This is a genomic window from Streptomyces sp. NPDC091649 (assembly GCF_044756785.1).
Classification (GTDB): domain Bacteria; phylum Actinomycetota; class Actinomycetes; order Streptomycetales; family Streptomycetaceae; genus Streptomyces.
Window position 1 is genome coordinate 288,990 of sequence record NZ_JBIVTR010000006.1, and the last position, 18,026, is coordinate 307,015.

16 protein-coding genes and 1 pseudogene are annotated in these 18,026 nt (G+C 72.4%); 9 read left to right on the forward strand and 8 right to left on the reverse strand.

Going from position 1 to position 18,026, the window contains the following annotated elements:
- Positions 1-16: 16 nt before the first annotated feature.
- Positions 17-1,228 (reverse strand): pyridoxal phosphate-dependent aminotransferase, encoded by a 1,212-nt coding sequence (locus ACIQMU_RS14350; protein ID WP_352241166.1) that lies wholly within the window; start codon positions 1,226-1,228, stop codon positions 17-19.
- 85 nt (positions 1,229-1,313) lie between these two features.
- Between ACIQMU_RS14350 and ACIQMU_RS14355 the strand changes: the two genes are divergently transcribed.
- Together ACIQMU_RS14355 and ACIQMU_RS14360 are read left to right on the forward strand one after the other, a co-directional pair.
- On the forward strand, positions 1,314-2,009 hold the full coding sequence (locus tag ACIQMU_RS14355) for a helix-turn-helix domain-containing protein (RefSeq protein WP_352241167.1): 696 nt from the start codon (positions 1,314-1,316) through the stop codon (positions 2,007-2,009).
- Between the two features lie 46 nt (positions 2,010-2,055).
- A complete protein-coding gene (locus tag ACIQMU_RS14360; protein WP_352241168.1) occupies positions 2,056-2,703 on the forward strand; it encodes a uridine kinase in 648 nt (215 codons plus the stop codon).
- A 97-nt stretch (positions 2,704-2,800) separates the two neighbouring features.
- On the opposite strand, the gene ACIQMU_RS14365 is transcribed toward ACIQMU_RS14360, so the two are convergent.
- Both ACIQMU_RS14365 and ACIQMU_RS14370 read right to left on the reverse strand, forming a co-directional pair.
- Positions 2,801-3,715 (reverse strand): carbohydrate kinase family protein, encoded by a 915-nt coding sequence (locus tag ACIQMU_RS14365; protein WP_402688942.1) that lies wholly within the window; start codon positions 3,713-3,715, stop codon positions 2,801-2,803.
- Complete coding sequence (locus ACIQMU_RS14370; protein ID WP_352241170.1) at positions 3,712-4,683, reverse strand: pseudouridine-5'-phosphate glycosidase; 972 nt, start codon at positions 4,681-4,683, stop codon at positions 3,712-3,714. Before ACIQMU_RS14370 ends, ACIQMU_RS14365 begins: the two co-directional genes overlap by 4 nt.
- Before the next feature lie 187 nt (positions 4,684-4,870).
- Between ACIQMU_RS14370 and ACIQMU_RS14375 the strand changes: the two genes are divergently transcribed.
- Complete coding sequence (locus ACIQMU_RS14375; RefSeq protein WP_352241172.1) at positions 4,871-5,248, forward strand: nuclear transport factor 2 family protein; 378 nt, start codon at positions 4,871-4,873, stop codon at positions 5,246-5,248.
- A gap of 279 nt (positions 5,249-5,527) precedes the next feature.
- Positions 5,528-5,891: pseudogene (locus ACIQMU_RS14380) on the forward strand (cupin domain-containing protein).
- 51 nt (positions 5,892-5,942) lie between these two features.
- On the opposite strand, the gene ACIQMU_RS14385 reads toward ACIQMU_RS14380, so the two are convergent.
- The 3 genes from ACIQMU_RS14385 to ACIQMU_RS14395 all read right to left on the reverse strand — a co-directional run bounded on the left by ACIQMU_RS14385 (position 5,943) and on the right by ACIQMU_RS14395 (position 8,998).
- A complete protein-coding gene (locus tag ACIQMU_RS14385) occupies positions 5,943-7,217 on the reverse strand; it encodes an MFS transporter (RefSeq protein ID WP_402688943.1) in 1,275 nt (424 codons plus the stop codon).
- Between the two features lie 236 nt (positions 7,218-7,453).
- A complete protein-coding gene (locus ACIQMU_RS14390; protein WP_352241175.1) occupies positions 7,454-8,011 on the reverse strand; it encodes a methylated-DNA--[protein]-cysteine S-methyltransferase in 558 nt (185 codons plus the stop codon).
- 111 nt (positions 8,012-8,122) lie between these two features.
- Positions 8,123-8,998: a glycerophosphodiester phosphodiesterase family protein gene (locus ACIQMU_RS14395; protein WP_352241176.1), complete on the reverse strand. Its 876-nt coding sequence runs from the start codon at positions 8,996-8,998 to the stop codon at positions 8,123-8,125.
- A gap of 231 nt (positions 8,999-9,229) precedes the next feature.
- On the opposite strand from ACIQMU_RS14395, the gene ACIQMU_RS14400 reads away from it, so the two are divergent.
- The 5 genes from ACIQMU_RS14400 to ACIQMU_RS14420 all read left to right on the forward strand — a co-directional run bounded on the left by ACIQMU_RS14400 (position 9,230) and on the right by ACIQMU_RS14420 (position 16,437).
- The gene (locus tag ACIQMU_RS14400; RefSeq protein ID WP_402688944.1) at positions 9,230-10,060 is read left to right on the forward strand and encodes an MHYT domain-containing protein; all 831 of its coding nucleotides are present in this window, start codon (positions 9,230-9,232) and stop codon (positions 10,058-10,060) included.
- Positions 10,061-10,099: 39 nt separating this feature from the next.
- Positions 10,100-12,220 carry an excinuclease ABC subunit UvrB gene (uvrB, locus tag ACIQMU_RS14405; RefSeq protein ID WP_352241178.1) on the forward strand — a complete coding sequence of 707 codons (2,121 nt, stop codon included), beginning with the start codon at positions 10,100-10,102 and terminating at the stop codon, positions 12,218-12,220.
- 203 nt (positions 12,221-12,423) lie between these two features.
- Positions 12,424-13,002, forward strand: a complete 579-nt coding sequence (locus ACIQMU_RS14410) for a TerD family protein (RefSeq protein WP_352241180.1) — start codon at positions 12,424-12,426, stop codon at positions 13,000-13,002.
- A 175-nt stretch (positions 13,003-13,177) separates the two neighbouring features.
- Complete coding sequence (locus tag ACIQMU_RS14415) at positions 13,178-15,178, forward strand: TerD family protein (protein WP_402688945.1); 2,001 nt, start codon at positions 13,178-13,180, stop codon at positions 15,176-15,178.
- Positions 15,179-15,417: 239 nt separating this feature from the next.
- Positions 15,418-16,437 (forward strand): TerC family protein, encoded by a 1,020-nt coding sequence (locus ACIQMU_RS14420; protein WP_352241182.1) that lies wholly within the window; start codon positions 15,418-15,420, stop codon positions 16,435-16,437.
- A 116-nt stretch (positions 16,438-16,553) separates the two neighbouring features.
- Here ACIQMU_RS14420 and ACIQMU_RS14425 read toward each other — a convergent pair whose 3' ends face one another.
- Together ACIQMU_RS14425 and ACIQMU_RS14430 are read right to left on the reverse strand one after the other, a co-directional pair.
- On the reverse strand, positions 16,554-17,210 hold the full coding sequence (locus ACIQMU_RS14425; protein WP_352241183.1) for an MBL fold metallo-hydrolase: 657 nt from the start codon (positions 17,208-17,210) through the stop codon (positions 16,554-16,556).
- 10 nt (positions 17,211-17,220) lie between these two features.
- Positions 17,221-17,910 carry a maleylpyruvate isomerase family mycothiol-dependent enzyme gene (locus ACIQMU_RS14430; protein ID WP_402688946.1) on the reverse strand — a complete coding sequence of 230 codons (690 nt, stop codon included), beginning with the start codon at positions 17,908-17,910 and terminating at the stop codon, positions 17,221-17,223.
- Positions 17,911-18,026 lie beyond the last annotated feature (116 nt).

Sequence of the window (18,026 nt, forward strand, 5' to 3'; positions counted from 1 at the left end):
GCACCCGGCGGTCACATCACTGCCGGTACCCGCTCAGGAAGCGGCCGATGCGGCTGATCGCCGCGTCGAGGTCGTCGGCGTACGGGAGGGTCAGGATGCGGAAGTGGTCCGGGCGCGGCCAGCTGAAGCCGGTGCCCTGCACCACCTGGATCTTCTCCCGCAGCAGCAGGTCCAGCACGAACTTCTCGTCGTCGACGATCGGGTGCACCTTCGGATCGATGCGGGGGAAGGCGTACAGCGCGCCCTTCGGCTTCACGCACGAGACACCGGGGATCTCGTTGAGCCGTTCCCAGGCCCGGTCACGCTGCTCGTGCAGCCTGCCGCCCGGCGCGACCAGCTCCCGGATGGACTGCCGCCCGCCGAGCGCGGCCTGAATGGCGTACTGCGCCGGGGCGTTGGGGCACAGCCGCATGGAGGCCAGCATGGTGAGGCCCTCCAGATAGTTCCGGGCGTGCTGCCGCGGCCCGGACACCACCATCCACCCGGAACGGAAGCCGGCCACCCGGTACGTCTTGGACAGACCGCTGAAGGTGAGGCAGACCAGGTCGGGGGCGAGGACCGCCGCGCTGTGGTGCTCGGCCCCGTCGTACAGGATCTGGTCGTAGATCTCGTCGGCGAACACCATCAGCCCGTGCCGCCGGGCCAGGTCGAGGATGCCCTCGAGGATTTCGCGCGGATAGACCGCGCCGGTGGGGTTGTTCGGGTTGATGATCACCACGGCCCTGGTCCGGTCGGTGATCTTCGCGGCCATGTCGGCGAGATCCGGGTTCCAGTCGGACTCCTCGTCGCAGACGTAGTGCACCGCCTTGCCGCCCGCGAGCGTGGTCACCGCCGTCCAGAGCGGGAAGTCCGGGGCCGGGATCAGGACCTCGTCGCCGTCCTCCAGCAGCGCCTGCACGGCCATGGAGATCAGCTCGGAGACCCCGTTGCCGAGGAACACGTCGTCCACGCCGACCTCGGTGAGCCCCATGGCCTGGTAGCGCTGGACCACCGCCCGCCGGGCCGAGAGGACGCCGCGTGAATCGGTGTAGCCGTGCGCCCGCGGCAGCATCCGGATCATGTCCTGGACGATCTCCTCGGGGGCCTCGAAGCCGAAGAGCGCGGGGTTGCCCGTGTTGAGCCGGAGCACGCTGTGGCCCGCCTCCTCCAGGGCGTTGGCGTGCTCGATGACCGGGCCCCGGATCTCGTAGCAGACCTCGTTGAGCTTGCTGGACTGCCGGAACTCCATGCGCTGCCTCCCGAGCCGAATTGCGATACTTGGTTTTACCAAGCTTCGGCTTGGAAAGTCCAACAACATGTCTAGACTGCGTCGCATGCCACGTCAGCAGCAGCCGTCAGCAGCACGCCCCGCCCGTCGCCGGAGCTACGACCAGTTCTGCGCCACCGCCCGCGCCCTCGACTCCGTCGGCGACCGGTGGACGCTGCTGATCGTCCGTGAACTGCTGGGCGGGCCGCGCCGGTACACGGACCTGCACGCCGACCTGCCCGGTGTCAGCACGGACGTGCTGGCCTCCCGGCTCAAGGACATGGAGCAGACCGGACTGGCCCTGCGCCGCAAGCTGCCGCCGCCGTCGGGCGCGTCCGTCTACGAGCTGACCGCGCGCGGGCACGCCCTGCGGCCCGTCCTCGCCGCCCTCGCCGAGTGGGGAGCGCCCGCCCTCGCCGAGCGCCGCCCCACCGACGCTGTGCGGGCCCACTGGTTCGCGCTGCCGCTGTTGCGCGCCCTGGAAGGCGTCGGCCACACGGGCGTCCTCGAAGTCCGGCTCGACGAGGGCGTGTTCCACATCCACGTCGGCGGGGGAGCGGGGGCCGTGCTCCCGGGAGCCGAGACGTACGGACCGGTGTACGGCTACGGCCCGGCCGACCGCCCCGACGCCCGGATCGTCCTCGACGCCGAGGCGTGCCTGGAGCTCGCGCGAGGGGGAGCGACCTTCGCGGAGACGGTGAAGGACGGCCGCGTGGAGGTGGCCGGCGAGGGTCCGCTCGCCGCCGGACTGCGGGGCTCCTGAACCCCCTCGTACGGCATCGTCCCACCGGTCCGGCGATGATGGGGCCGTGCGACTCGAAGCGATCACCTGGGAACGGCTGGCCGTCGAACTGGCCGGGTACGCCGACGGGCTGTCCGCCGCCGACGGCTCGTCCCGGCTCGCGCTCGGCATCGACGGCGCCCCGGCCGCCCGTACCGGCGAGAGCGCCGAGCGCCTCGCCCAAGAGCTGAGGCTGCTCGGCCGTGCGGTGCTCGTGATCCCCACCGAGGGCTTCCTGCGCCCGGCGAGTCTGCGCTTCGAGTACGGGAAGCGGGACCCGGACGCCTACGCCGACAGCTGGTTCGACACCGGAGCGCTGTGGCGCGAGGTGTTCGCGCCGCTGGAGGCGGGCGGCTCCGGCCGGGTGCTGCCCGACCTGTGGGACCCCGTGACCGACCGGGCCACCCGCACCCCCTACCACTCCCTGCCCGACGGCGGAGTCGTCATCGTGCACGGTCCGTTCCTGCTGGGGCACTGGTTCCCGTTCGCGCTGAGCGTCCATCTGCGGCTGTCCCCGGGGGCGCTGCGGCGGCGTACGGCGGAGTCGGAACGCTGGACCCTGCCCGCCTTCGTCCGGTACGAGGAGGAGGCCGCGCCCTCGAAGCGCGCGGATGTGGTGGTCCGGGCGGACGACCCGTCGCACCCCGCCTGGGCGGGGCTGCCCGGCAGCGGCTGAGCCGCGCCCCGCGGGGCATGGGTCGCCCCCGGGGGCGGACACCGGCCGTCCACCGGGCCGGGCGCGACACCGGCCGTCACCGAACCGACTTCGGGCGTCAGCGGCCCGGTGGCGGCCGGCCGCCCACCACGGCCACGGCCGCCGCACCGGCCCGGCAGCCCTCGGACGCCGCGCCCAAGGCGTCCGACCCGGCCAGCAGGGCCGCGAGAAACCCGCCGGTGAACGCGTCGCCCGCCCCCGTCGAGTCGACCGGCTCGCACACCGAAGGGGCGGGGGCGAGCCCGACGACCTCGCCGCCCGCGGCCACCACGGCTCCCCGCGCGCCCAGGGTGACGACGACCCGCGGGAACCACCGGCTCAACTCCGCCGCCGCGGACTTCGGCCCGGGCAGCCCTGTCAGCAGCCGGGCCTCGTCCGCGTTCGGCAGCAGCAGCTCCGCCCCCTCGGCGAACGCCAGGAACCGCTTCGGCCCCAGCTCGCGCAGGAACCCGGCCGACGCCGGGTCCACGCTCACCGGAACACCCCGCTCCACGGCGGTGCGCAGGGCGAGGAGGGCGGCGGCGCGGCTCGTCGCGGCGAACAGGAGATAGCCGGAGAGGTGCAGCCACCCCACACCGTCGAGCATCGGGGGCGCGAAGTCCTCGGGGGCGAGCCGCAGCACCGCCCCGCCGTCGGTCAGGAACGTGCGCTCGGCCGCCGCGTCGACCAGGGCGACGACGGTCGCCGTCGGCGCCTCCGCGTCCGCCACCAGGAGTGCCCGCACCCCCGCCCGCTCCAGCGCCTCCCGGTGCCAGCCGACGGAATCCGCCCCCGCCCTGGCCAGCAGCCGGACGTCCCGGCAGCCCGAACGCGCGGCCCAGCAGGCGACGTTGGCCCCCGCGCCGCCCGGCAGGGTGCAGATCCGGGCCGCCGTGTCCGTCCCGTGCGCGAGCGCCGAACCGTACCGCGCCACCACGTCGGTGACCACGTCCCCCACCACCAGGAGCCCACTGCCCGGCGCCGGACGGCTCACCGGGAGCCCGCCACCGCGACGGCGATCCGCGCCGCGAGCGCCACGTTGCCCCGCACGGCCGCGAGGTTCGCCTCCAGCGACGCGCCCCCGGTCCGCCGTGTCAGCCGGTCCAGCAGGAACGGTGTGACGCCCTGCCCCGTGATTCCCCGCTCCCGGCACGCCTCCAGCGCCTCCGCCAGCACCCGGTCGTGCAGTACGGGGTCCAACTGGTCCCGCTCCGCCACGGGATTGGCCACGATCAGCGCGGCCTGAGGGCCGCCCAGCGCCTCCCTCGCCCGGATCACCTCCACCACCTCCTCGGGGCTGCGCACCGTCCAGTCGACGGGCTCGCCGGAGCTGCTCAGATAGAAGCCGGGGAAGTGCTCCGTGCCGTAGCCCACGATGCCGACGCCGAGGGTCTCCAGCCGCTGGAGGGTCGCCGGGACGTCGAGGACGGACTTCACGCCCGCGCATACCACGGTGATCCCGGTGCGGGCGAGCAGCCGCAGATCGGCCGACTCGTCCTGGTTCTCGGACCATTGCCGGTGCACGCCGCCCAGCCCGCCCGTGGCGAAGACGCCGAGGCCCGCCCGCGCGGCCAGGAACGCCGTCGCGGACACCGTCGTCGCCCCGCTCGCCCCGGCGGCGAGCGCCGGGGCGAGATCGCGGTGCCCCAGCTTGCGTACCGCCGGGTCCTCGGCGACCCGTGCCAACTGCGCCTCGCTCAGACCGACACGGGCCCGCCCGTCCAGGACGGCGACGGTCGCCGGGACAGCGCCGGCCGACCGGACGAGACCCTCCAGCTCCCGGGCCACGGACAGGTTGCGGGGGCGCGGCAGACCGTGCGCGATGATCGTCGACTCCAGCGCCACGACGGGCAGGCCGGTGCTCAGGGCGGCGCGCACGTCCCGCGACAGCACCGGCTCGTAGGACTGCGGCCCAGGCTTCCTCGCGTCCGCGGGACGCCGGTCCGGTGGGTTCAGAGGCATGCCCCATCCCTGTCGCGGGCGGAAGCGGCGCAAACCACGGACGGACGTTCTCCGGCGGGTCCTGGTCACGGAGTGGCCGGAAGCGGCCGCCAGGGCGTGTCCGGCGGATCTTGACCGGGATGGTCCACCGTGATCGGAAGGCGGCTCGCGGGACGAGCGCACGCGCGACGGCTGGTATTACTGGGGCATGCAGGAAGAGACGGCACGCTCAGCGATCGACACGTTCATCTCCGCGTTCAACGCCTCGGACGACAGCTATGTGACGGCCCTGCTCGCCCAGGCCCTGACCTCGGACGTGGTCTTCTGGGGGCCGCTGGGTCGCAGCGAAGGAATCGCGGCGGTCGAGCGGTTCGTGCTGGACATCCGGCGCCACCCGGCGGGGACCGGCACGATGGTGCGCTGCTCAGCGGTGGACATGCCTGACGAGTGGGCCCGGTACCAGTGGGTCTTCACCACACCGGATGGAGGCCCCCGCCTGGCGGGAACGGACGTCGTCCATCTGCGGCGGAGCCTCATCGACCAGGTCATCGTCTTCGCGGGGGAGATCGAGCCGTCCCCCTCCTGAGTCGTCCTTCTGCCGCTGACCTTCCCGCGAACATGTCCCTTTCGGCACTGCGGGGCCGCTGTTCGCGGTCGGCCGGGGTGAACTGCCGCAGCGGGCCGAAGAGGGCGGGTGAATCCACGACCTGCTTCAGCCTCTGCCCCTCCTTGTCGGTCGAGCTGCGTACCCGGACCGGCTCAGCCGCCGCGCCTCCGGCGGTCGAATGGACGTCACCGCACATCCGACCGTCACGCCCACCAGCCCGGCGAACCTGCGCGGTCACAACCCTTAGGGTGACCGGTCATGACGACACATGATCAGGTCCCCGCCTCCTTCGCCGTGCACATCCCGGACGCCGAGCTCGTTCCGGAACCCCTCGATCCGGCGCAGATCGTCTCGGGCGATCCCGTGGTGACGGGCAGGGTGCTGTGGGAATCGGCCGACGGCAAGCAGCTCCGGGGAATCTGGCAGATCACGCCCGGCGTGGTCACCGACACCGAGGCCGACGAGTTGTTCGTGGTCGTCAGCGGCCGGGCGACGGTCGCGGTCGAGGGCGGGCCGACCCTGGAGGTCGGCCCGGGGGGACGCCTGCGTCCTGCGTGAGGGCGACCGGACGACCTGGACCGTGCACGAGACGCTCCGCAAGGCGTACCACATCAGCCTCTGACGGCTACGGCCAACGGCTGCGGCCGTGGCGGAGGAGCGCTCCGGGGGCGCGTCAGCCGGCGGCCGCTCCCGGGCGCCCGAGGCTCCGGCGCAGGGCGAGGGCGGCGACCGGCAACAGCAGTGCGGCGCCGATCGCGTTGAGGGGGCCGTAGCCCCACTGGGCGACGATCACCCCGGCCGCCGCCCCGCCGGCGCCCGCCGCCGCGTTCATGATCAGGTCCGACAGCCCCTGCACGGCCGCGTGCGCGGAACGCGGCACCGCGTCGGTGAGCAGCGCCGAGCCGGCGATCATCCCCGCCGACCAGCCGAGGCCCAGCACGAACAGGCCCGCCGCGGTCTGCCCGTGCCGGGGCCCGGCGGTGCCCGCGAGCAGTGCGGCGAGGCTCAGCAGCCCGACGGCCAGCCCGATCACGGTCAGTCGGCCGAACCGGTCGGCCAGCCACCCCATCACCGGCGAGAACGCGTACATGCCGGCGATGTGCCCGCTGATGACGAGCCCGATCAGCTGGAGACCGGCGCCGTGCCGGCTCAGATCGACCGGGGTCATGACCATGATCGACACCATGGCGGTGTGCGACACGGTGACGGTCACCAGGGCCAGCCGCGCCATCGGCGACCGCCGAACGGCCTCGATCCCGGCGCGCAGCGAGCGCTTCGGCGGCCCGGCCGGCCCCTCCGGGGACAGGGCGCGGGCGGTGAGGAGCGGATCCGGGCGCAGGGCCAGCGCCACGACGAGCCCGGCGATCAGGAACACGACGGCCGAGCACAGGAACGGCCCGGCCGCCTCGGGCACCGGAGTGCCGCGGAACAGCCGGCTCGCCGGAGCGGAGATGTTGGGGCCCAGCACCGAACCGATCGTGGTGGCCCAGACGACGGTGGAGATCGCCCGCCCCCGCCGTTCCGGCCCCACCAGGTCGGCCGCCGCGAACCGGGCCTGGAGACCGGCCAGCGATCCCGCGCCGAACGCCGCCATGCCGAGCAGCAGCAGCGGGAAACTAGGCAGCATCGTGGCGATGACGACCAGGCCACCGCCCAGGGCGCCGATCAGATAGGCGAGCACCAGGCCGGGCCGGCGGCCCCGGTCGGCCATCAGGGCGGCCAGGGGCAGCGACAGCAGCGCCGTGCCGACGACCGACGCGGTCGGCGCCAGCCCGGACAGCGCCTCCGACCCGCTCACCTCGGCGGCCAGCATCGGGGCCAGGGCGATGCCGATGGCCACACCGAGGCCGCCGAGTATCTGACTGACGATGAGCACGGCCGACGTCCGGCGCTGCAGCGCCGGCAGCCCGGCGGCCGTGTCCTGGGGGAGCGAGAGGGGTGGCGTCACCGGCGCAGTGTGCCACCGCTCGGCCACCGCTGTGCACCCGGGCGGGTGAACGGGCCTGATGACGGCCGGCCCCGGCTCTTCCCACGATCGCTGGACTCCCCGCCCGCGACCGTCCGGGACGCGCCGGCGGCGTCCGGCCCCTTCCTGGAACAGCGGCCGCGGAGGGCTCCCGGGGGACCAGCGGTCGCGGGGGCCCTCGGGGGCGGCGGTGGGAACACCCCTCCCGGTCGGTGCACCTAGAACAGCGGCTCCGGCAGGACGCCCTCCAGCGCCAGCAGCTGCCGCTTGGTCTCCAGACCGCCGCCGAACCCGCCCAGGCCGCCGTCGCTCTCCACCACCCGGTGGCACGGCACCACCACCGGCAGCGGGTTGGCCCCCATGGCCGCCCCGACCGCCTGCGCCCCTTCCGGCCGGCCGACCCGCGCGGCCAGCTCCCCGTATCCGACGACCGTGCCGTAGGGCACCCCGGACGCCAGCTCGCGGAGCACCGCACGGTGGAACCCCGAGGTCAGCGACCAGTCCAGAGCGAGGTCGAAATTCCGCCGCACACCCGCGAAGTACGCCGCGAGCTCGCGTACGGGCTCGGCGAGCCGAGCGGAACCGGGCGCCTCCACCGGCTCCGTGGCGAACCGCGTACGCAGCCGGTCGAGGACCGCGTCCCGGACGGCGGGGCGGGCGTGGAAGGACACGTTCACCAGACCGGCCCCGGTCGCGGCGAGCAGCAGCGGGCCGATACCGCTGTCCACCACGGACCACTCGACGGTCGGCTCGCCACGGAGCCCGTAACTGTTCATGCCGACCACCGTACGGCCCGCCACCGACAGCGGCGGGCCCTTCGGCACGGCCCGACACCGACAGCCGCGGGGCCGGCGGCGGAGGACCCGGCGGCCCCGCCTCCCGCCGCGTCAGCTCGTCGCGTCGCGCACCACGTCGGGGAAGTTGGTGATGATGCCGTCGACCCCCATGTCACGGGCCTTCGCCGCGTCCGCCGCCTTGTTGACCGTCCACGTGTTCACCCGCAGACGCTTGCCGTGCGGGCCCTTGAGCCGCTGGACGGCCGCCACGTAGTCGGCGCCGATCGTCGCGTACGAGGGGTTGATCTGATCGGTGAACGCCGCGTACGAGGGCAGATCGGCCACCGCCGGGGTGCCCAGGAATCCGGTCGTGACGTCCGGGCGCAGAGTGTGCACCTTCTTCACACTGTCGGCCCCGAAGCTCTGGATGACCAGCCGGCTCCGCACGTGGGAGCGGTCCAGCCATCCCGACCGGCCCAGGACCCGGATGATGTCCCGCTCGATGCCCGGGTAGGCCGCCGGGCTCTTGATCTCCAGGAGCAGCTTCTGCCGGTTGCGCTCCAGGCGGTCCAGGAACTGGGTGAGCGTCGGCACCCGGGCCCCGGCGAACTGCGCACTGAACCAGCTGCCCGCGTCGAGCTTCGCGATCTCCGCCGCGGTGAAGTCCTTGACCGCCCACGGCGCCCGGCCGGGGAAGACCTGCTCGACGTCCGTCGTGCGCTTCAGGCTCGTGTCGTGCAGCACGACGAGCTCGCCGTCACGGGTGCGGTGCACGTCGTTCTCGACCCAGTCGATGCCGAGGGCGTCCGCGGCGTCGGCGGCGGCGAGGGTGTTCTCCGGCGCGTAGCCCGATGCCCCCCGGTGGGCCACGACGACCGGGGCGTCCTGCCGCTCCGGGGTCTCGGGACGGTCGGCGGGCAGCAGCAGGGCGCCGGCGCCGAGCAGGGCGGCGGCCGTGGTGGAGGCGGTTGCGGTGCGGACGAACACGGGGACTCCTCACGTCGGGAGTGTGCGGACACGCAGAGAGTGACAGCGGCCCGCCAACGCCCGGCGGGGCGGCGATGGCCGCGAAATGAACGGGACCTTCGGTCCCGGGGACCACCGCCGGAGCACGGGGTGAGGCCGTGCCGATAAAATGTGGTTTCTTTGTCTGCCTGCCGGGACCCGCTCCTTGGGGACCCTCCAAAGCCCCGGGGCTTTTTCGAAGGGCGTGCGCGTATGCAAGGAACAGTCGACGGATTCACCTACGGCCTGGTGACTCCGGTCGCGGCATTCCTGATGGCCGCCCTGGGAGCCGCCCTCGGACTCCGCTGCACCACCCGGTCCCTCCACACCGCACGCTCCTACCGGGCCGGCTGGCTGGCCCTGGGCTCGCTGTCCATCGGTTCCGGCGTGTGGACCATGCACTTCGTCGCGATGACGGGCTTCACCGTCCAGGAGACTCCGATCTCCTACGACAAACCCCTCACCTTCGCCGGCCTTGCCGTGGCCGTCGTGATGGTCGGCATCGGCATCTTCATTGTCGGGTACCGGGGGGCGACGCGCATGGCGTTGATCACGGGCGGCGTCATCACCGGCCTCGGCATCGCCTCGATGCACTACCTCGGCATGGCGGGCATGCGCATGGCCGCCAGTTTCGCTTACGACACGCCTCTCGTGATCCTCTCGGTGCTGATTGCCGGGGGCGCCGCCACCGGCGCGCTGTGGGCGGCCGTCACCCTCCGGGGGGCTCTCGCCGGTCTCGGCGCGAGCATCCTGATGGCCGTCGCGGTGACCGGTATGCACTACACCGGCATGGCCGCGCTCGACGTGCACCTGCACCTGCCGCCCACCGTGCCGTCCGACCTGGCCGACGTCCTGCCCGGCGACCGGCCCGCCGAGATGATCGGGCCGATGCTGGCCGGCCCGGCCTGCTTCCTGCTCCTGGCCGCCGTGGTTCTCCTGTTCGACCCGCGGGCCGTGACGGGTGGGCCGGACCCGGGTACGCGGGCCGGCCGGCGCCCGTGGAGCCCCGCCCGCGAACATGCGGGCGGGGTCCGGTCCCGCTGATCCGAGGCCGTTGTCAGTGGCGAGCCGTACGGTGGTTGCATGCGGCCCGTTTCCAAGATCGAACGTACGGTGGCGCCTTTCGAGGTCGTCAGTCCCTACCAGCCCAGCGGCGACCAGCCGGCGGCCATCGCCGAGCTGGAGCGGCGTATCCGCGCCGATGAGAAGGACGTCGTCCTGCTCGGCGCGACGGGCACCGGAAAGTCGGCGACCACCGCCTGGATGATCGAGAAGCTGCAGCGCCCCACCCTGGTGATGGCGCCGAACAAGACCCTCGCCGCCCAGCTGGCCAACGAGTTCCGTGAGCTCCTCCCGAACAACGCGGTGGAGTATTTCGTCTCGTACTACGACTACTACCAGCCCGAGGCGTACGTCCCGCAGTCGGACACCTACATCGAGAAGGACTCCTCCATCAACGAGGAGGTCGAGCGGCTGCGCCACTCGGCGACCAATTCGCTGCTCACCCGGCGCGACGTCGTCGTGGTCGCCTCCGTCTCCTGCATCTACGGCCTCGGCACGCCGCAGGAGTACGTGGACCGGATGGTCCGGCTCGAGGTCGGCGAGGAGATCGACCGCGACCAGCTGCTGCGCCGCTTCGTCGAGATGCAGTACGCCCGCAACGACCTGGCCTTCACCCGCGGCACCTTCCGGGTCCGGGGTGACACCATCGAGATCTTCCCGGTCTACGAGGAGCTCGCCGTCCGCATCGAGATGTTCGGCGACGAGATCGAGGCCCTGTCCACGCTCCACCCGCTGACCGGCGAGATCATCAGCGAGGACCCCATGGTCCACGTCTTCCCCGCCAGCCACTACGTCGCCGGGCCCGAACGCCTGGAGAAGGCCGTCGGCGGCATCGAGCAGGAGCTGGAGCAGCGCCTGGCAGAGCTGGAGAAGCAGGGCAAGATGCTGGAGGCCCAGCGACTGCGCATGCGCACCACGTACGACATCGAGATGCTCCGCCAGATCGGCACCTGCTCCGGCGTCGAGAACTACTCGATGCACTTCGACGACCGCGAGCCCGGCACCGCCCCGAACACCCTCCTGGACTACTTCCCCGACGACTTCCTGCTCGTCCTGGACGAGTCCCACGTCACGGTCCCGCAGATCGGTGCGATGTACGAGGGGGACGCCTCCCGCAAGCGGACCCTCGTCGACCACGGCTTCCGGCTGCCGTCCGCGATGGACAACCGGCCGCTGAAGTGGGAGGAGTTCCTGAAGCGGATCGACCAGACGGTCTACCTCTCCGCCACACCCGGGAAGTACGAGCTCTCGCGCGGCGACGGGTTCGTCGAGCAGATCATCCGCCCCACCGGCCTGATCGACCCCGAGGTCGTGGTCAAGCCCACCGAGGGCCAGATCGACGACCTGGTCCACGAGATCCGCAAGCGGACCGAGCGCGACGAGCGGGTCCTGGTCACCACGCTCACCAAGAAGATGGCGGAGGACCTGACCGACTACTTCCTGGAGCTCGGCATCCAGGTCCGCTACCTGCACAGCGACGTCGACACCCTGCGCCGCATCGAGCTGCTGCGCGAGCTGCGCTCCGGCGAGTACGACGTACTCGTCGGCATCAACCTCCTGCGCGAGGGCCTCGACCTCCCCGAGGTGTCCCTCGTGGCCATCCTCGACGCCGACAAGCAGGGCTTCCTGCGCTCCGGCACCTCCCTCATCCAGACCATCGGCCGAGCCGCCCGCAACGTCTCGGGACAGGTCCACATGTACGCCGACCGGATCACCCCGGCCATGGCGCAGGCGATCGACGAGACGAACCGCCGCCGCGAGAAGCAGGTCGCGTACAACACCGAGCGGGGCCTCGACCCGCAGCCGCTGCGCAAGAAGATCAACGACATCGTCGCGACCATCGCCCGGGAGGAGGTCGACACCGAGCAGCTCCTCGGCACCGGCTACCGGCAGGGCAAGGAGGCCAAGGCCCCTGTGCCCGCGCTCGGCGGCAAGGGCGGGGCGAAGGGTCGGGCGGCCTCGCCCGGCGCGGTGCTCAGCGACCGGCCCGCGACCGAGCTGGCCGGGATCATCGAGGAGATGACTGAGCGGATGCGGGCCGCCGCCGCGGATCTGCAGTTCGAGGTGGCCGCCCGGCTGCGCGACGAGGTCGGCGAACTGAAGAAGGAACTGCGTCAGATGAAGGAGGCGGGCCTCGCCTGATCCCGGCGCCGGCCGGCACCGGTTCTGCCGCCCGTTCCGCGCGGGTCGCGACGGGGAACCGGTAGCACCGGCCATGCCCCACCGGTGTGTTGCAAGACCGACACAAAAGCGGACCGAGCCTGCTGCCGCCAGGGGTGGAATGCGTAGGGTGCGGGGAAACCGCACACGGATGGCTGCGGGGCAATGCCGAGAGGGGACAGCGCGTGACGGTCAATATGACCAAGGGTCAGGCCATCAGCCTGCAGAAGAGCGACGGGGGTGCCCTGACGGCGGTACGGATGGGGCTCGGCTGGCAGGCGGCTCCGCGCCGCGGCCTGTTCGGCTCCCGCACGCGCGAGGTCGACCTGGACGCCTCGGCGGTGCTCTTCGCCGACAAGCAGCCGGTCGACGTCGTGTTCTTCCGGCATCTCGTCAGCGATGACGGCTCGGTCAAGCACACCGGTGACAACCTGGTCGGCGGCGCCGGCTCCGGCGGCGACGACGAGGCGATCCTCGTCGACCTCCAGCGCGTGCCGGTCCACATCGACCAGATCGTCTTCACGGTGAACTCCTTCACCGGCCAGACGTTCCAGGAAGTGCAGAACGCCTTCTGCCGCATCGTCGACGAGACCAACGGGCAGGAGCTCGCCCGGTACACGCTCGACGGCGGCGGCCAGTACACCGCCCAGATCATGGCGAAGGTGCACCGCTCGGGCGGCGGATGGCAGATGACGGCCCTCGGGAACCCGGCCAACGGCCGCACCTTCCAGGACCTGATGCCGTCGATCCTCCCGCACCTGTAGGCGCGGGGCCGGTCCGGCACGGCCGGCACCGAAGCGGCCGGGAGCAGCTCCCGGGGGCCACCGGCCGCCGGGAGCTGCCCCGCGCACGGCACACGGCCACGGCACAGCATGAACGCGGCACCGCACGGCAGCGCGCCCACCGGCGCGCGCCATCGTCGAGGGGGACAGGGCAATCATGACGGCCGAACTGGTCCGGGGGCAGAACCACACCTTGCCCCAGACCCGTCTGGAGATCCGGGTATCGGCGGGCACGCCCGTCGTGGCGGGGGCCACCCTCGGCGACGACCGGGGCACGGTGCGAGGCGTCGACTGGATCGCCCACCCCGGCTCGCCCCAGCTTCCCGGGCTGGAGGTCTCCCAGCAGGCGGCGGCCGACCACCGGCTCGCCGTCGACCTGGAAGCCCTGCCGGCCGGAGCCCACCGGGTCACCGTGCTGCTCGCCCTTCCCGCGGGAGCCGACGGCCCGGTGCGGTTCAGCGCCGTCCCCGCCCCCTTCGTCGCCGTCACCGGGCTCGACGGCACCGAGATCGCGACTTTCACGCTCACCGGCCTGGACGCCGAGTCGGCGGTCAGCGCCCTGGAGCTCTACCGCCGCCAGGACGTCTGGAAGGTCCGCGCCGTGGGCCAGGGGTACGCCGGCGGACTCGCCGAGATGCTCGCCGACCAGGGCGTGGCCGAGGCCACCGGACTGGCCGGATCCATCCAGGAGGCCGTCACCCGGGGTCTGGCCCGCTCGGTGGCCCCGCCGCCCCGGACCCCGGAAGGCGACCGCGTCCGGCACCCGACGGGCTCCGCGGCGGACCACGGTTCCCCGACGCCGCCCCGGGCCCCGATGCCCTCCGAACCGCTGACCGGCCCGGCACACCCCGTCCAGGATCCGGCCCCCGTCCCGCCGCGCCCCGCCCCGGGCGCGGCCGCGACAGGACCGGTCGGCGCGGGGGCCACCGGCGACGGCCCCATCGACTACGCGCACCCGCGGCGGCAGCACGCCGCGCCCCCGCCCCCTCCGCCCGCCGCGCCACCCGCCCCGCCCGGGCAGCCCGCTCAGCCGGTGGCCGGCGACGCCACCGGCTGGTCGATGGACGAGCGTCTCTACAACCAGATCTGGGGCATGTTCGAGGATCTGGCCCGCACGGTCGCCGCCTACCGCAGCGCCGTGGACTTCGCCGAGTCCCGGATGGACCAGGAGCTCGACCGGACCCTGTCCGACCCGCGCAACCGGATCGGCGGCGCGGGCGACCGCGCCCGCGAGGAGGCCCGCGCCAAGCGCGACGAACTCACCTCCCGGGCCCGGGAGGCCCTCGACCGCGACCTGGCCCAGCTGGCGGCCGAGGCGGCCGTCGTCGAGCCCGCGCTTCCGGCCGCGTACGCAGGCTGGGGCAACCCCGTCTGGCACGCCCACCGCGTCCCCATGGAGATGCCGATGGCCCTGCGTATCGGAGACCTCCACCTTCCCGAGCGCCCCGACCTGCGCATCCCGCTGCTCGTCCGGCTGCCGCTGGAGCGCGGGGTCTGGGTGGACAGCGGGCGGTCGGCGTCCGAGGCGGCCGCCCTGACGGACACGGACCAGCTGCGCCGACGGGCCGTGGAGACCGCGGTCGCCCACGCGGCGCGGCTGCTGGCGGTGTATCCGCCCGGTGAGTTCTCGGTGCACGTCATCGACCCGGCGGGCGCCGCGGCCGGTCCGCTCGCACCGCTGGTCGACGCGGGCGTCCTCGCCGGCCCGCCCGCCGCCGGATCCGCCGGAGTGGCCTCGGTCCTCGCGCACCTCACCCGGCGGGTGGACCTGGTGCAGATGGCGGTGCGGGCCGGGGCGGCCGATTCGCTCCCGCCGGATCTGGACACCGGCGAGCAGCTCCTGGTGGTCAACGACTTCCCGCACGGCTTCGACGACCGGGCCGTCACCCAGCTGCGCTATCTCGCCGACGAGGGCCCCTCGGTCGGCGTGCACCTCCTGATGGTCGCGGACCGGGAGGAGGCCAGTGCGTACGGGCCGGTGCTCGACCCGCTGTGGCGCTCACTGCTGCGGATCACGCCGGTCGCCGACAGTCGTCTCGCCGATCCGTGGGTCGGACACGCCTGGACGTACGAGCCGCCCGCGATCCCGCCGGGCAGCCGGGTCCTGGAACAGGCGCTCGCGGCGGTGGCGGCCGCTCGACGAGCCGCCGGCCGCTGATGCACACCCCTCGTGGCCTGCGCTTTTGGCGAGCTCTTTACTGATTCCTTTACCTTTCCTTGGTGTTGCCTGTACTGTTCGTGGAACGGAGGGGAGTACTCCTTACGCGACGTCCCGTCAATACGGACCTTCACGGGTCCCGGGGCGCCGGCCCAGGCGCGCACCGCGTGTGCAGGGTGGAAGAGACCTCCGGCAGCGACGACGCTGATCAGTAGCCGTAGCGAACTGCCGGAGGCGCAGTGGACGTTTCATGGACCCTATGGGCCCTGACCATCTTTGGTCTGTCGGCCTTGATCGCCGTCGACTTCTTCATCGGGCGCAAGCCCCATGACGTGTCGACCAAGGAAGCCGGAATCTGGACGATCGTCTGGATCGTGCTGGCCATCCTCTTCGGAGCCGGTCTCGCGGTCTTCGGTGAGACCCAGGCGTCCGGCGAGTTCTTCGCGGGATTCATCACCGAGAAGTCGCTGAGTGTCGACAACCTCTTCGTCTTCGTCCTGATCATGGCGAAGTTCTCGGTGCCCTCACACCTCCAGCAGCGCGTGCTGCTCATCGGTGTGCTGATAGCCCTGGTGCTCCGGGCGATCTTCATCGCCGCCGGCGCCGCCGTGATCGCGAACTTCTCGTGGGTGTTCTACATCTTCGGCGCGTTCCTGATCTACACCGCCTGGAAGCTCATCCAGGAGGCACGCGCCGACGAGGAGGACGAGGAGTTCGAGGAGAACCGTCTCCTGAAGTCGATCGAGCACCGCTTCGGCGTCGCCGACAAGTACCACGGCACCAAGCTCTTCATCCGGAACAACGGCAAGCGCATCATGACCCCGCTGATGGTGGTCATGCTCGCCATCGGCATGACGGACGTGCTGTTCGCGCTGGACTCCATCCCGGCGATCTTCGGCCTGACCCAGGACCCGTACATCGTCTTCACGGCCAACGCGTTCGCGCTGATGGGTCTGCGTCAGCTGTACTTCCTCATCGGCGGTCTGCTGAAGAAGCTGGTCCACCTCAGCTACGGCCTGTCGGTGATCCTCGGCTTCATCGGCGTCAAGCTGGTGCTGCACGCCCTGCACGAGTCCGGGGTGCACGTGCCCGAGATCTCCATCCCGTTCTCGCTCTCCGTCATCTGCGGCGTCCTGGTGATCACCACGATCACCAGCCTGATCGCCAACAAGAAGCGGGCGGCGGCCGAGGCGGAGGAGGCCGCGACGGCGGAGACCGCCGGTCCGGCCGACGAGGAGAGCAAGAGCATCAGCAGCTGACCCGGGGCCGCGCGGAGCGGCACAGGGACGCACCGGCGGCGGCCGGGGTGGCAGCGGCGAAAGCCGTCCACCCCGGCCGCTTTCGCGTGCGTACGGCCACGGGCGGTGTGCGCGGGCTACCAGCCGCGGGCGCGCCACTCGGGCAGCCGGGGCCGCTCGTCGCCGAGCGTCGTGTCGTGCCCGTGGCCCGGGTAGACCCACGTCTCGTCGGGCAGCCGGTCGAACAGCTTCGTCTCGACATCGTGCAGGAGGCTCGCGAACGCCTCCGGATCCTGGTTCGTGTTCCCGACCCCGCCGGGGAAGAGGCAGTCCCCGGTGAACAGGTGCGGGGCGCCGTGCGGGTCGTCGTAGACCAGGGCGATGGAGCCCGGGGTGTGACCGGCCAGATGGCGGGCGGTCAGCTCGACCCGGCCGACGGTGACGGTGTCGCCGTCCTCGACCAGGACGTCGGTCGGGACCGGGACGCCCTCGGCGTCGTAGCGGCCCGCGTACGTCCGGGCGCCGGTCGCGCCGACCACCTCGGCCAGCGCCTGCCAGTGGTCCCCGTGCCGGTGGGTGGTGACGACGGACGCGATTCCGTCGTCACCGATCAGCGCGAGCAGGGTCTCCGGCTCGGCGGCGGCGTCGATCAGCAGCTGCTCGCCGGTCGCCCGGCAGCGCAGCAGATAGGCGTTGTTGTTCATCGCGCCGACGGCGACCTTGGAGATCATCAGATCCGTCAGTTCGTGCACGCTCGCCGGTCCGCCGACCTTCACCGCTCCGCTGTACGTCATGGGGCTCAGCCTATAGCGGGGGCAGTGCGGGCAGTGGGCCCCCGGCCACGGTCAGGGAGGAGCCGTCACGGCGGCCGCAGAGCCAGCCCAGCAGCTCCACGGCGGACCCCTGCACGGTCACCAGAGCGCCCGGCGGACCGCCGCCCGTGCTCCAGGTGCGGCCGTCCCGGTCGGTCAGCGCGGTGGCGGGGACCTCCTGATCGCCCAGGAAGCGCTCCGTGAGGAAGGCGATCTCCCGCGTCACGAACTCCGCGGGCAGGTCCTCCAGCTCGTAGCCGACGTCGAGATCGACGTGGTGCAGCTCCAGCTCGACCCAGCGCCGGAAGGGGACCCGCGCAGCGGAATCCGTCACGCCGTTGCGCAGGGTGACCGTACGGGACCAGTCGGCCGGTTCCGCGGCGACCGCCAGGAAGCGGCCGGCGCTCTCCCGCAGGTCGGTCAGCTGCTCGGCCGCCGACCGGGAGGCGCCGTCGGCGATGTCGGCGTCCCGGGTTTCGCTGCTCGCGTACATCGGGAGGCCCCGGAGAACATTTCCGAGCGCGTCGGCGTTACGTGACAGGTGGGCCAGTACATGGCCCCGAGTCCATCCGGGCAACCGTGACGCCTTGGCGACCGAGGCGTTGTCCAGTTCACCGGCTGCGTCGAGCAGCCGTTCGGTAGCACCGCGTACAGCTCCCAGGTCGTGCGCATGATCCATCATGCGGTCGAGCCTAGCTCCGCCACCCATTCGGGTGAAGGAGTCGAGGGGTGGCCGTAAATCGAATGTGCGTGCTATACGCTCGGAATCGGAACCTTCATCCATCGCTGTGGCACCCC